Below are 12,775 nucleotides of genomic sequence, written 5' to 3'. Positions count from 1 at the left end.
CCGTCGAACCGTCTATGCGAATGAGTGTCGCCGTGTCCCGTCCCGCCGTTCCCGCGCACCCGACCCCCGACCCCGTGGGGGAGTGGGAGGCGTGGTGCGCCGAGCGCCGGCGGAGCGTCACCTCGGCGACCGGGAACCTGGCCCTGGTGGAGACGCGTTGGCTGCCCGCCGGCGAGCGCCCCGACCTCGCGGCCCTCCGCGCCGCCGCCCCCGAGGGCGTCACGGTCACCACCGTCGAGCGCACCGACCTGGCCAGCGGTGAGCCGGAGCACGGGCTGCGCTTCTGGGACGCGAACGCGCCCGCGCTCCGCGACTTCGAGCGCACCGACGTCTTCCCGTACGACCCGGCGTGGGTGGTGGACGCCGAGTACACCCCCGTCCCCGGCGCCCGGAAGCTCGCCTTCGAGCACATCCGGGACAACGGCGGCACCCGCGACCTCGTCGTGCCGGGGGACATCTCCCTGACCGTCGACGGCCGGGACTACGTCCTGAGCGCCTTCGACGACGACGGCGTCCTGCTGCTGGTCTTCGGCGACCCGACCAACGGCGACAGCACGTACGGCGCCGGCCGCTTCCTCTTCGTGACCCGCACCGGCGAGGGCGCCGTGCGCCTCGACTTCAACCGGGCCTTCGTGCCGCCCTGCGGATTCTCCGATCAGTACAACTGTCCGATGCCGCCGCGGCAGAACCGCCTCCACCTGCCCGTCACGGCCGGTGAGAAGCGTCCCGTCTTCCGCGGCGGCGTCCCCGCACAGCACTGATCCCCCCGGCTCCCTCCCGGCACCCTCGAAAGCCGCAGCACGAAAGCGCACCCTTCTGTCATGAGCACCAAGAAGCTGAACCCCGCGAAGCCGAACGCCCAGCAGCCGAGCACCAGGAAGCTCCGGGCGTCGACCCTCATCGCGACCGCGTCCGCCGCCGTCCTGGCCCTCACCCTCACCGCCTGCGGCGGCGGTTCGAACGGCTCCTCCTCCGCCGGCGGCAAGCACGACCCGAACGCCACCGTGAACATCGGCTCCCTCTACGAGCCGCAGAACCTCGACAACACGGGCGGCGGTGGGCAGGGCGTCACCGAAGCCCTGCACGGCAACGTCTACGAGGGGCTGTTCAAGCTCACCGACGCCGGCAAGGTCGAACCGCTGCTCGCCAAGTCCCACCAGGTCAGCCCGGACGGCCTGACGTACACCTTCACCCTCCACGACGGCGTCACCTTCCACAGCGGCAAGCAGCTCACCAGCGCGGACGTCAAGCACAGCCTGGAGCGGGTGCTCGCCCCCGACTCCCAGTCGGCGCGCAAGAAGAACCTCTCCGTCATCAAGACGATCGCGACCCCCGACCCGCGCACCGTGCAGGTCACGCTCTCGAAGAAGTCGATCTCGTTCGTCTACAACCTGACCTACGTGTGGATCGTCAACGCGGACGCCAAGGACCTCAAGCAGCGCGAGGACGGCACCGGCCCCTACCGGCTCGACAAGTGGTCCCGCGGCTCGGCCCTGAGCCTGGACCGCTTCGACCGCTACTGGGGCGAGGCAGCCGCCAACAAGAAGGTCGTCTTCCGCTACTTCAAGGACGCCACCGCGCTCAACAACGCCCTGCTGACCAACGCCGTCGACGTGGTCACCAGCGAGCAGTCCCCGGACGCCCTGGGCCAGTTCAAGAACAACCAGAACTACAAGGTCAACGAGGGCAACTCCACCACCAAGCTGCTGCTCGCCTTCAACGACCGCGCCAAGCCCTTCGACGACGTCCGGGTCCGCCAGGCGGTGTCGTACGCCATCGACGACAAGAAGCTGCTGGAGTCCGTCTGGGGCGGCCACGGCAAGCTCATCGGCTCCATGGTCCCGCCCACCGACCCGTGGTACGAGGACCTCACCGCGATCGACGCGCACGACCCCGAGCGGGCCAAGGAGCTGCTGGCCGAGGCCGGTTACCCCAAGGGCTTCAGCCTCACCCTCGACACCCCCAACTACGACCCGCACCCCACGGCCGCCACCTTCATCACCTCCCAGCTCGCCAAGGTCGGCATCACCGTCAAGATCAACACGATCACGTCGGACGAGTGGTACACCAAGGTCTACAAGAACCGGGACTTCCAGGCCACGCTCCAGGAGCACGTCAACGACCGCGACCTGGTCTGGTACGGCAACCCGGACTTCTACTGGGGCTACGACGACCCGCAGGTCACCGCCTGGGTCGAGCAGGCCGAGCAGTCCTCCACCCCCGCCGAGCAGACCGAACTGCTGAAGAAGGTCAACCGCAAGACCGCCGAGGACGCGGCCAGCGACTGGCTCTACCTCTACCCGCAGATCGTGGTCGCCAACAACCGGCTCTCCGGCTACCCCCTCAACGGTCTGAACTCGCAGTTCTACGCCTACGACATCAAGAAGGGCTGATGGCGCGCTACGTCCTGCGGCGCTTCGCCTTCCTGCTGGTGTCCCTGGCGCTGGCGAGCGTGGTGCTCTTCGTGCTGCTGCGGATGCTCCCGGGCGACCCGGCGAACGCGCTCACCTCCGTCGGCGCCACCGACGAGCAGATCGCCGCCGCCCGGGAGGCGATCGGCTCCGACCGGCCGCTGCCGGAGCAGTTCGTGCACTGGGTGGGCCAGTTGGCCAGCGGGGACCTCGGGACCTCCTTCGTCAGCTCGCTGCCGGTGGGGCCCGAGGTCACGACCCGGCTGGAGGTGACCGTCCCGCTCACCCTGGCCGCGTTCGTGCTCGCCGTCCTCATCGCGGTGCCCGCCGGCTTCGTCGCCGCGCACAAGCGGCACACCTGGTACGGCGCCCTGCTCAACTGGGTCTCCCAACTGGGCATCGCCATCCCGGTGTTCTGGCTCGGCATGATCCTGGTCGTGGTGCTCGCGGTGAACGCGCGCTGGTTCCCCGCCGGCGGCTTCCCGCCCGACGGCTGGGCCGAGCCCGCCGAAGCGGTCCGCTCCCTGGTCCTCCCGGTGCTCACCATCGCCCTGGTGATGAGCGCGTCCCTGATCCGGTACGTCCGCTCCGCCACCCTCGACGTCCTCGGCAGCGACTACCTGCGCACCGCCCGCGCCCTCGGGTCGTCCTTCGGCGGCGCGATGTGGCGACACGGGCTGCGCAACGCCTCCGTCCCCGTCATCTCCGTCCTCGGCATCGAACTCGCCTCCACCCTGCTGGGCGCCGTGGTCGTGGAGTCCGTCTTCGCCCTGCCCGGGCTCGGCTCCCTGCTCACCACCGGCATCAGCCAGCACGACTACCCCGTCATCCAGGGCGTGCTGTTCGTCTCCACCCTCGCGGTGCTGCTGATCGGCTTCGCCGCCGACCTCGTGCAGCGGATCGTCGACCCGCGGCTGCGCGCCGGACTGTCGGGAGGCCCCAAGTGACGACCGCCCAGGCCACGGCGGCGCCCGCCGCCGAGCGGCGCCGGACCCGCCGCTCGTACACCCTCGTCGCCGGCTGCGTCCTGGCCGGCGCGATCGCCCTGCTCGCGCTGGTGTCCGTCTTCTGGCTGCCGTACGCCACCGACGACACCTCCGGCGGCCGGCTCGCCGCGCCCGGTGCCGACCACCTCCTCGGCACCGACAAGCTCGGCCGGGACCTGCTCACCCAGGTGATGAACGGCGCCAAGATCGCCGTCCAGGCGGGCCTGGGATCCGTCCTGATCGCCGCCACCCTCGGCGTGCTGCTCGGGACCCTGGCCGCGTTCGCCCAGGGCTGGCTGGACGACACGCTCTCCGCGTTCCTCGACATCCTCATCGCGTTCCCCACCCTGCTGCTCGCGATGCTCGTCGTCGCCGCCCGCTCCGGCACCCTCGGCTCCGCGGTCCTCGCGATCGGGCTCGCGCAGAGCGCGGTGGTGGCCAGGCTGGTGCGGATCCTGGTCAAACGCGTGCTCGCACAGGACTACGTCACCGCGGCCCGCACCTCCGGCACGTCCTGGCCGCGGATCGTGGCCGGACACGTGCTGCCGAACATCTGGCCCACCCTCGCGGTGAACCTGGCCCTCCAGTTCGGGCTCGCGGTCCTGGCCGAGGCCGGCCTGTCCTACCTGGGCCTGGGCGCGCCGCCGCCCAACGCGTCCTGGGGCCGGATGCTGCTGGAGGCACAGGCCACCTTCACCAACGCGCCGGCCGCCGCCCTCGCCCCCGGCATCCTCCTGGTCGTCCTCGTCATCGGCGTCAACCTGATCGCCGACGGACTGCGCGACACCCTCGACCCGACCACCCGCGAAAGGCACGCATGAGCATCCTCGCCATCCGCGACCTGGTCATCCGCACGGCCGGCGGACGCACGCTGGTCGACGGCCTGACGCTGAACGTCGGTGCCGGCGAACGCCTCGGCCTCATCGGCGAGTCCGGCTCGGGCAAGTCCCTGACCTCGCTCGCCGCGCTCGGCCTGCTGCCCGACGGAATGACCGCCACCGGCAGCGTCGAACTGGCCGGCACCCAGGTCGTGGGCGCCCCCGAGAAGCGACTGACGCCGCTGCGGGGCCGGCAGGCCGCGATCGTCTTCCAGGAGCCGCTGACGGCGCTCGACCCCCTGATGCGCGTGGGACGCCAGATCGCCGGCCCGCTCGCCCGCCACCGCGGCCTGAAGGGCGCAGCGCTCGGCCGGGCCGTCTCCGACGCCCTCACCCAGGTGCACCTGCCCGACCCCGAGCGCCTCGCCCGCGCCTTCCCGCACGAGATCTCCGGCGGCCAGCGCCAACGCGTCGCCCTCGCCATGGCCCTGGCCTGCGAGCCCCGACTCCTCATCGCCGACGAACCCACCACCGCGCTCGACGTCACCGTCCAGTCCGAACTGCTCGACCTCCTCGACGAACTGGTGCGGGAGCGGGAGATGGCCCTCCTCTTCGTCAGCCACGACCTCGCGGTGGTGGCCCGCACCGTGCAGCGGATCCTGGTCCTCAAGGACGGCCGCGCCGTCGAAGAGGGCACCGCGGACGAGATCGTGCACGCGCCCCGCGACCCGTACACCGCGGCGCTGGTCGACAGCGCACGCCAGTTGGAGGACGCCCTGGACCGACGGAGGACCCCGTGACGACCACCGAAGCCGTCGCCGCGGCGCCCCTGCTGGCCCTGGACGGCGTCTCGTACGCGTACCGGGGGAGCAGTGCCCCGGTCGTCGCGGACGTCTCCCTGTCCGTCGGCGCCGGCGAGAGCCTCGCCCTGGTCGGCGAGTCCGGCACGGGCAAGACCACGCTCCTGCGCCTGCTGCTGGGACTGGCCAGGCCGACCGATGGCACGGTCCGCTTCGACGGCGCGGAACTGCGGCTCGGTGACCGCGCGTTGATGCGGCGCTTCCGGCGCAGCGTGCAGTGCGTCTTCCAGGACCCGTACTCCTCGCTCGACCCCCGTCGACGCATCGGGCACACCGTCGCCGAACCGCTGCGCTCCCTCGGCCTGGACACCCGCAGCACGGCCGGGCCCAAGGTGGCCGCGGCGCTGACCGCGGTCGGGCTGCCGGCGGACGCGGCGGAGCGCTACCCGCACGAGTTCTCCGGCGGCCAGCGCCAGCGGATCGCGATCGCCCGCGCCACGGTCTGCGATCCGCGGGTGCTGCTGGCCGACGAGCCCGTCAGCGCGCTGGACGTGACGACGCGGGTCAAGGTCGTGGACCTCCTCCACGAGTTGCGCGAGGAGCGCGGCCTGTCCCTGGTGATGGTCTCGCACGACCTCTCCGTGGTCGCCGCGCTCTGCGACCGCACGGCGGTCCTGGAAAAGGGCCGCGTGGTGGAGGACGCCCCCACCCCCGCGGTCCTGGGCGCGCCCACCCACCCCTACACCCGCCGCCTGATATCCAGCGTCCCCAAGCTCCCCCCGAGCCGGGGCTAACCGGCCCGCGCGGCTTCGCCGTGCGGCGAGCTGCGCTGTGGCGGCCGCGGCCCGGTCGTGGGTCCAGGGGCGCGCGGAACTGCGCGACAAGCCGACCACCGGGCCGCGGAGAGCAACGCGCCCTTAGGGGCGTGGGGTGGCGGCTTGGACCAGGCCCCGCATCACGCGTTCGTCGTCGCCCATCTCGGGATGCCACTGGACCCCCACCACCCACCCCCGCCCCGGCAGTTCCACCGCCTCCACCGTGCCGTCGTCCGCGTGGGCGCTGGCGATCAGACCGTCGGCCAGGCGGTCGACCGCCTGGTGGTGGTAGGTGGGGACGTCCGTCGGCTCCGGGACCAGCGCGGCGTACCGCGTCCCGGGCACGGGGTGGACCCGGTGCCGGCCGAAGACGCCCACCCCGCCGGTGTGCCCGTCGACGTGCTGCACCAGCGTGCCGCCGAGGGCCACGTTCAGCACCTGCATGCCCCGGCAGATGCCGAGCAGCGGCAGGCCCGCGTCCAGCGCCGCGCGGACCAGCAGCAGTTCCCAGGCGTCCCGGTCGCGCGCCGGCGGCCCCGTGCGCGGATCCGGTTCGCCGCCGTACCGCGCCGGCTCGACGTCCGCGCCGCCCGCGATGACCAGGCCGTCCAGCCGGGCCACCAACGCCCGCGCGGACGCCGGGTCGGGGGCCGGCGGCAGCATCGCCGCGAGGCCGCCGGCCGCCTGGATCAGCGCGGGGTACGCGGCGGGCAGCAGCGCCGCCGGCATCTTCCACACGCCCCAGGCGGCCGGGTTGACGTAGGTGGTGACGCCGATGAGCGGCTTGGACATGACGGCTCCGTTCGATCTCGTACGCGTGCGTGCACCGGCGGCCCGGGGCCGGGCCGCCCCGGGGCCCGTCAGCCCCGTTCCAGCTCCGCCTCCGCCGCCGCCAACGCGGCGAACTCCTCCTCCGGCGCCTTAGCCACCAACCGGTGGCGAGAGTAGAACGCGAAGTAGGCGACGGCCACGACATACACCCCGAGCGCGATGAACGCCGCCGTCCGGTCCACCAGGAACGTCGCCACCAGCGCGGACAGCGCCAGCACGAACGCCACCGACGAGGTGAAGCTGCCGCCGGGCGTGCGGTACGGGCGGTGCAACTGCGGTTCGCGGCGCCGCAGCACGATGTGGGAGAGCGCCATCAGCGCGTAGCTGATCGTCGCCCCGAACACCGCGACGTTCAGCATCCGCGCCCCGTCCCCGGTGGCCGCGGCGAGCGCGAAGCCGATCGCGCCGGGGATCAGCAGCCCCAGGTAGGGCGACTTGCGCCGGCTGGTGAGCGAGAGGAACCGGGGCAGGTAGCCGGCGCGGGAGAGCGCGAAGAGCTGGCGCGAGCCGGCGTAGATCAGCGAGAAGAAGGACGCCACCAGGCCCGCGAGCCCCGCGTAGTTGACGAACCGGCTGAGCGCGGTCGGGTCCCCGCCGCCCTCCAACGCCACGACCAGCGGATTCCCCGCGTCCTGGATCGCGGCCGAGCCCCGCGCCCCGGTCGCGGCGAGGAAGGTCAGCACCGCCAGCAGCACCAGCACGCCCATCGCGATCGCCAGCGCCTTCGGCATGGAGCGCACGGGGTCCTTCGCCTCCTCCGCCGCCAGCGGCACGCCCTCCACGCCGAGGAAGAACCACATCCCGAAGGGGAACGCCGCCCAGATCCCGAGCAGCCCGTGCGGCAGCCACGACCCCGAGCCGAACGCGCCCTCGTCGACCGGGATGTCGTTGAGGCGGCCCGCGTCGAACTCGGTGAACGCCCCGACCGCGAAGATCAGCAGCGCCGCCACCGCGATCGCGGTGACCACCAGGCTGAAGCGCAGCGCCTCGCCCACGCCCCACAGGTGGATCCCGATGAAGACGACGAAGCAGCCGAGGGAGACCGGCCAGCCGGCCTCCAGCCCGAACAGCCCGAGCGAGTCGACGTACTCGCCGATGAAGACGGAGATCGCGGCGGGCGCGAGGACGTACTCGATCAGGATGGCGGTGCCCGTCAGGAAGCCGCCCCAGGTGCCGAGGGCGCGCCGGGCGAAGCCGTAGCCGCCGCCCGCCGTGGGCAGGACCGCGGAGAGTTCGGCGAGCGAGAAGACCAGGCAGGCGTACATCACGCCCATCAGCAGGGTCGCGATCGCCAGCCCGCCGAAGCCGCCCTCCGACAGCCCGATGTTCCAGCCGGCGAAGTCGCCGGAGACGACGTAGGCCACGCCGAGCCCGGTGAGCAGCAGCCATCCCGCACTGCCCTGGCGGAGCATCCGCCGTCTCAGGTACGCGTCGTCGGAGTGGTCCGGCCGGTTCGACCGGCCCGCACGGAGCCTCGGCCCCGGGCCGTCGGGATGCTCCGGATACACAGATGTCTCTCTGGTGCCTTCGGCCATGGCTCACACTCCCGGCGTGCAAAGGTTTAGGGCGACACCTTTGCGGTACGGAGCGGATCTGCGCAAGCCCCGTGCAGCAACCGGCACTCCGTCACGCCAAGAAGCCCCGCAACAGCGCCGCGGTCCCCTCGCAGTGCTCCCGCATCACCTCGCGCGCACCGTCGGAGTCCCCCTCCAGCACCGCGTCCACCACCGCGCTGTGCTGCTGCTGCGAGTGCTCCAGGTTCCGCACCAACAGCGGAATGCAGTCCAACAGGTCGTTCAGGGTGGCCCGGACGCCCGCGTACTGCTTGGTCAGCGACGGCGAGCCGGACAGTTCGGCGAGGGTGAGGTGGAAGAGCGTGTCATGGCGCCGGTACTGCTCCAGGGGCGCGTCGTGGGTCGCCGCCAGGGCGTCCCGCAGCCGGCGCGCGCCCGCTCCGTCGAGGCCGTGCGCCGCGCACAGCCCGGCCGCCCCCACTTCCAGGACCTCCCGGAAGCGCAGGGTGTCCTCCACGTCCACCCCCGTCAGCCGGCGCCGCAGTTCGTCCTCGCCGCGGGCGTCGGGCCGCGGCAGGACGAAGGTCCCGCCGTACCGGCCGCGCCGGCTCTCCACCAGCCCCTGGTCCGCGAGCACCTTCAGCACCTCGCGCAGGGTCACCCGGCTGATGCCCATCCGCTCGGCCAGCTCGCGCTCAGCGGGCAGTCGCTCCCCGGTCGGCACCAGGCCGAGCCGCAGCAGTTGCAGGACCTGTTCCAACGCCCCCTCGAAGCCGTTGCCCGCGTGCACCGGCCGCAGCACCGGGGTCAGTCGATCCCCGACGGCCTCCGGCCCGTCACCCGTGCCCGTACCGCTCGTCCCACCCATCCCGTCCGCCCCGCCCGTCCTATTCGTCTTCGCCACGTCGACGAATCCTCTTCCCAAGCAATGGTATTCAGCAATACCTTATGGCTCTCGGCCGGTGCGGCCGGCCCCCGGCTGACCTTAGGAGGCGTGATCCCGTGGCAGACCGCAAGCCCCCGCTCCCGCTGACGGAGCTGCGTGCCCTCGTCGAGAGCGGCGAGATCGACACCGTGGTGCTCGCCTTCCCCGACATGCAGGGGCGGCTCCAGGGCAAGCGGTTCGCGGCCCGCTTCTTCCTGGACGACGTGGTGGAGCACGGCACCGAGGGCTGCAACTACCTCCTCGCCGTCGACCCGGAGATGAACACCGTCGACGGCTACGCCATGGCCTCCTGGGACCGCGGATACGGCGACTTCGCCATGCGCCCCGACCTCGACACCCTGCGCCGGGTGCCCTGGAACGAGGGCACCGCCCTGCTGATCGCCGACCTCGCCTGGCACGACGGCGCACCCGTCGTCGCCGCCCCCCGGCAGATCCTGCGCCGCCAACTCGACCGCCTCGCCGAGCGCGGCTGGCGCGCGAACGTGGGCACCGAGCTGGAGTTCATCGTCTTCAAGGACACCTACGAACAGGCGTGGGACCGCGACTACCGCGACCTGACCCCCGCCAACCAGTACAACGTCGACTACTCCGTCCTCGGCACCGGCCGCATCGAACCCCTGCTGCGCCGCATCCGCAACGAGATGACGACGGCCGGACTGACCGTGGAGTCCGCCAAGGGCGAGTGCAACCCCGGCCAGCACGAGATCGCCTTCCGCTACGACGACGCCCTCGTCACCTGCGACCAGCACGCCGTCTACAAGACCGGTGCCAAGGAGATCGCCGCCCAGCAGGGCTGCTCGCTGACCTTCATGGCCAAGTTCAACGAGCGCGAGGGCAACTCCTGCCACATCCACCTCTCGCTCGCCGACGCCGACGGCACCAACCTCATGGCGGGCGACGGACCCGACGGCATGTCGCCCGTGATGCGCCACTTCCTCGCCGGCCAGCTCGCCGCACTGCGCGAGTTCAGCCTGCTGTACGCGCCCAACGTCAACTCCTACAAGCGCTTCCAGCCCGGCTCGTTCGCCCCGACCGCGGTCGCCTGGGGCCACGACAACCGCACCTGCGCGCTCCGGGTCGTCGGCCACGGCCGCTCGATGCGGTTCGAGAACCGGCTCCCCGGCGGCGACGTCAACCCCCACCTGGCCGTCGCCGGGCTCGTCGCCGCCGGGCTGTACGGCGTCGAACAGGAACTGGAACTGCCCGAAGCCTGCACCGGCAACGCGTACGCGGCCGGCCACGCCCGGGTCCCCACCACCCTGCGCGAAGCCGCCGAGCTGTGGGAGACCAGCGTCATCGCCAAGGCCGCCTTCGGCGACGAGGTCGTGGCGCACTACCTGAACATGGCCCGCGTCGAACTCGCCGCCTACGACGCCGCCGTCACCGACTGGGAGCTGCGCCGCTCCTTCGAACGCCTGTGACCGGTGCGCCGCCCGCCCGGCCCGCGCCGCCAGCACCCGAGAGGAACGCCGTGCCACCCGAGCACCACGACGTACTGAACCCCGCCACGGGCGAACTCGTCCGGCAGGTCCCCGCGACCCCGCCCGCCGAGGTGGACGCCGCCGTCACCCGCGCCGCCGCGGCCCAACGGCGCTGGGCCGCGACGGCCCCCGCCGACCGGGCCCGACTCCTGCGCCGCTTCGCCGCCGTCGTGGACGACCACGTCGAAGAGCTGGCCCGACTGGAGGTCCAGGAGGCCGGCCACCCCATCGGCAACGCCCGCTGGGAAGCCGGCAACGTCCGCGACCTGCTCGAATACGCCGCCGGGGGAGTGGAGCGGCTGACCGGCCGACAGATCCCGGTCGCCGGCGGCCTCGACGTCACCTTCCTCGAACCCCTCGGCGTCGTCGGCGTGATCGCACCCTGGAACTTCCCCCTGCCGATCGCCGCCTGGGGCAGCGCGCCCGCCCTCGCCGCCGGCAACGCCGTCCTGCTCAAACCGGCCGAGACCACCCCGCTGACCGCACTGCGCCTCGCCGAACTCGCCCTGGCGGCGGGCCTGCCGGAACACCTCTTCCAGGTCCTGCCCGGCGCCGGCGACGTCACCGGCAACGCCCTCGTCGAACACCCCGGCATCGCCAAGATCGTCTTCACCGGCTCCACCCGGGTCGGCAAGGCGATCATGGCCAAGTGCGCCGACGACGTGAAGCGCGTCACCCTCGAACTCGGCGGCAAGAGCCCCAACGTCGTCTTCGCCGACGCCGACCTCGAAGCCGCCGTCGCCGCCACCCCCATGTCCTTCCTCGACAACAGCGGCCAGGACTGCTGCGCCCGCACCCGCATCCTGGTGCAGCGCTCCGTCCACGACCGATTCCTGGAACTGCTGGCGCCCGCGATCGCCTCCGTCGTCGTCGGCGACCCCGCCGACGAGGCCACCGCCATGGGCCCGTTGATCTCCCGCGCCCAACTCGACCGGGTCCGCTCCTACGTCCCCGACGGACTCCCCGGCATCCGCGGCACCGCCCCCGAAGGACCCGGCTTCTGGTACCCGCCGACCGTCCTGACCGGCATCGCCCCCGACGCGCCCGCCGCCCGCGAAGAGGTCTTCGGACCCGTCGCCGTCGTCCTCCCCTTCGACGACGAGGCCGACGCGATCCGGCTGGCCAACGACACCCCGTACGGACTCTCCGGCTCCCTGTGGACCCGCGACGTGGGGCGCGCCATCCGCGTCTCGCGCGCCGTCCGGGCCGGCAACCTCTCCGTCAACTCGCACTCCAGCGTCCGCTACTCGACCCCGTTCGGCGGCTACCGGCAATCCGGCCTCGGCCGCGAACTCGGCCCCGACGCCCTCACCGCCTTCACCGAGACCAAGAACGTCTTCTTCAGCACGGAGGACTGAGCACCCATGACCGAGCCCCGCACCAACAACGCCACCGAGCCCGTCTGCCGCCGCCTCGTGGGCCGCACCGCGGTCATCACCGGCGCCGGCAGCGGCATCGGCCTGGCCACCGCCCGCCGACTGGCCTCCGAAGGCGCCCGCGTCGTGTGCGGCGACGTCGACGAGACCGCGGGCAAGGCCGCCGCCGAAGCCGTCGGCGGCACCTTCGTCCAGGTCGACGTCACCGACGCCGACCAGGTCGAGGCGCTGTTCCGGACCGCGTACGACACCTACGGCTCCGTCGACGTCGCCTTCAACAACGCGGGCATCTCCCCGCCCGACGACGACTCGATCCTCACCACCGGACTCGACGCCTGGAAGCGCGTCCAGGAGGTCAACCTCACCTCCGTCTACCTGTGCTGCAAGGCCGCCATCCCCTACATGCAGCGCCAGGGCCGCGGCTCCATCATCAACACGGCCTCCTTCGTCGCGGTCATGGGCGCCGCCACCTCCCAGATCTCGTACACGGCCTCCAAGGGCGGCGTGCTCGCGATGTCCCGCGAACTCGGGGTGCAGTTCGCCCGCGAGGGCATCCGCGTCAACGCGCTCTGCCCGGGCCCCGTCAACACCCCGCTGCTCCAGGAGTTGTTCGCCAAGGACCCCGAGCGGGCCGCCCGCCGACTGGTGCACATCCCCGTCGGCCGGTTCGCCGAGGCGGACGAGATCGCCGCCGCCGTCGCCTTCCTGGCGAGCGACGACTCCTCGTTCGTGAACGCCACCGACTTCCTGGTGGACGGCGGCATCAGCGGGGCGTACGTCACCCCGCTGTAGACCGG

12 protein-coding genes are annotated in these 12,775 nt (G+C 72.3%); 9 read left to right on the top strand and 3 right to left on the bottom strand.

The annotated features are described in order from the left end of the window. Nucleotides 1–20 precede the first annotated feature (20 nt). From ACH4E8_RS25670 to ACH4E8_RS25645, 6 genes are read left to right on the top strand one after another with little or no spacing between them, the layout of a single operon-like run. The gene (locus ACH4E8_RS25670) at nt 21–761 is read left to right on the top strand and encodes a DUF1684 domain-containing protein (RefSeq protein WP_398452100.1); all 741 of its coding nucleotides are present in this window, start codon (nt 21–23) and stop codon (nt 759–761) included. Between the two features lie 60 nt (nt 762–821). Further along, a complete protein-coding gene (locus tag ACH4E8_RS25665) occupies nt 822–2,393 on the top strand; it encodes an ABC transporter substrate-binding protein (protein WP_398452097.1) in 1,572 nt (523 codons plus the stop codon). Continuing rightward, nucleotides 2,393–3,358, top strand: coding sequence for an ABC transporter permease (locus ACH4E8_RS25660; RefSeq protein WP_398452094.1), 966 nt, complete (start codon nt 2,393–2,395; stop codon nt 3,356–3,358). Before ACH4E8_RS25665 ends, ACH4E8_RS25660 begins: the two co-directional genes overlap by 1 nt. Further along, the gene (locus tag ACH4E8_RS25655) at nt 3,355–4,218 is read left to right on the top strand and encodes an ABC transporter permease (protein WP_398452091.1); all 864 of its coding nucleotides are present in this window, start codon (nt 3,355–3,357) and stop codon (nt 4,216–4,218) included. Before ACH4E8_RS25660 ends, ACH4E8_RS25655 begins: the two co-directional genes overlap by 4 nt. Beyond that, nucleotides 4,215–5,015, top strand: a complete 801-nt coding sequence (locus ACH4E8_RS25650; protein ID WP_398452088.1) for an ATP-binding cassette domain-containing protein — start codon at nt 4,215–4,217, stop codon at nt 5,013–5,015. The genes ACH4E8_RS25655 and ACH4E8_RS25650 overlap by 4 nt, the downstream gene beginning before the upstream one ends. Beyond that, the gene (locus ACH4E8_RS25645) at nt 5,012–5,809 is read left to right on the top strand and encodes an ABC transporter ATP-binding protein (RefSeq protein ID WP_398452085.1); all 798 of its coding nucleotides are present in this window, start codon (nt 5,012–5,014) and stop codon (nt 5,807–5,809) included. Before ACH4E8_RS25650 ends, ACH4E8_RS25645 begins: the two co-directional genes overlap by 4 nt. Before the next feature lie 123 nt (nt 5,810–5,932). Here the strand turns inward: ACH4E8_RS25645 and ACH4E8_RS25640 are convergent, their stop codons facing one another. The 3 genes from ACH4E8_RS25640 to ACH4E8_RS25630 form a co-directional block, all read right to left on the bottom strand. Then, on the bottom strand, nt 5,933–6,622 hold the full coding sequence (locus ACH4E8_RS25640; protein WP_398452082.1) for a gamma-glutamyl-gamma-aminobutyrate hydrolase family protein: 690 nt from the start codon (nt 6,620–6,622) through the stop codon (nt 5,933–5,935). Nucleotides 6,623–6,690: 68 nt separating this feature from the next. Continuing rightward, a complete protein-coding gene (eat, locus tag ACH4E8_RS25635; RefSeq protein WP_398452556.1) occupies nt 6,691–8,073 on the bottom strand; it encodes an ethanolamine permease in 1,383 nt (460 codons plus the stop codon). A gap of 214 nt (nt 8,074–8,287) precedes the next feature. Beyond that, entirely contained in the window at nt 8,288–9,043 is a 756-nt protein-coding gene (locus ACH4E8_RS25630; protein WP_398452553.1) for a FadR/GntR family transcriptional regulator, read from the bottom strand. Between the two features lie 134 nt (nt 9,044–9,177). On the opposite strand from ACH4E8_RS25630, the gene ACH4E8_RS25625 reads away from it, so the two are divergent. The 3 genes from ACH4E8_RS25625 to ACH4E8_RS25615 are packed head-to-tail and all read left to right on the top strand — an operon-like array spanning nt 9,178 to nt 12,770. After that, complete coding sequence (locus ACH4E8_RS25625; RefSeq protein ID WP_398452079.1) at nt 9,178–10,542, top strand: glutamine synthetase family protein; 1,365 nt, start codon at nt 9,178–9,180, stop codon at nt 10,540–10,542. 50 nt (nt 10,543–10,592) lie between these two features. Then, nucleotides 10,593–11,960 carry an aldehyde dehydrogenase family protein gene (locus tag ACH4E8_RS25620; RefSeq protein WP_398452076.1) on the top strand — a complete coding sequence of 456 codons (1,368 nt, stop codon included), beginning with the start codon at nt 10,593–10,595 and terminating at the stop codon, nt 11,958–11,960. Nucleotides 11,961–11,966: 6 nt separating this feature from the next. After that, nucleotides 11,967–12,770, top strand: a complete 804-nt coding sequence (locus ACH4E8_RS25615; RefSeq protein ID WP_398452073.1) for a 3-oxoacyl-ACP reductase — start codon at nt 11,967–11,969, stop codon at nt 12,768–12,770. Nucleotides 12,771–12,775 lie beyond the last annotated feature (5 nt).

The organism is Streptomyces sp. NPDC017979, assembly GCF_044328175.1.
Classification (GTDB): domain Bacteria; phylum Actinomycetota; class Actinomycetes; order Streptomycetales; family Streptomycetaceae; genus Streptomyces.
The sequence above is the reverse complement of the archived record's forward strand: the minus strand, read 5'-3'. Positions and strand labels throughout refer to the sequence as shown.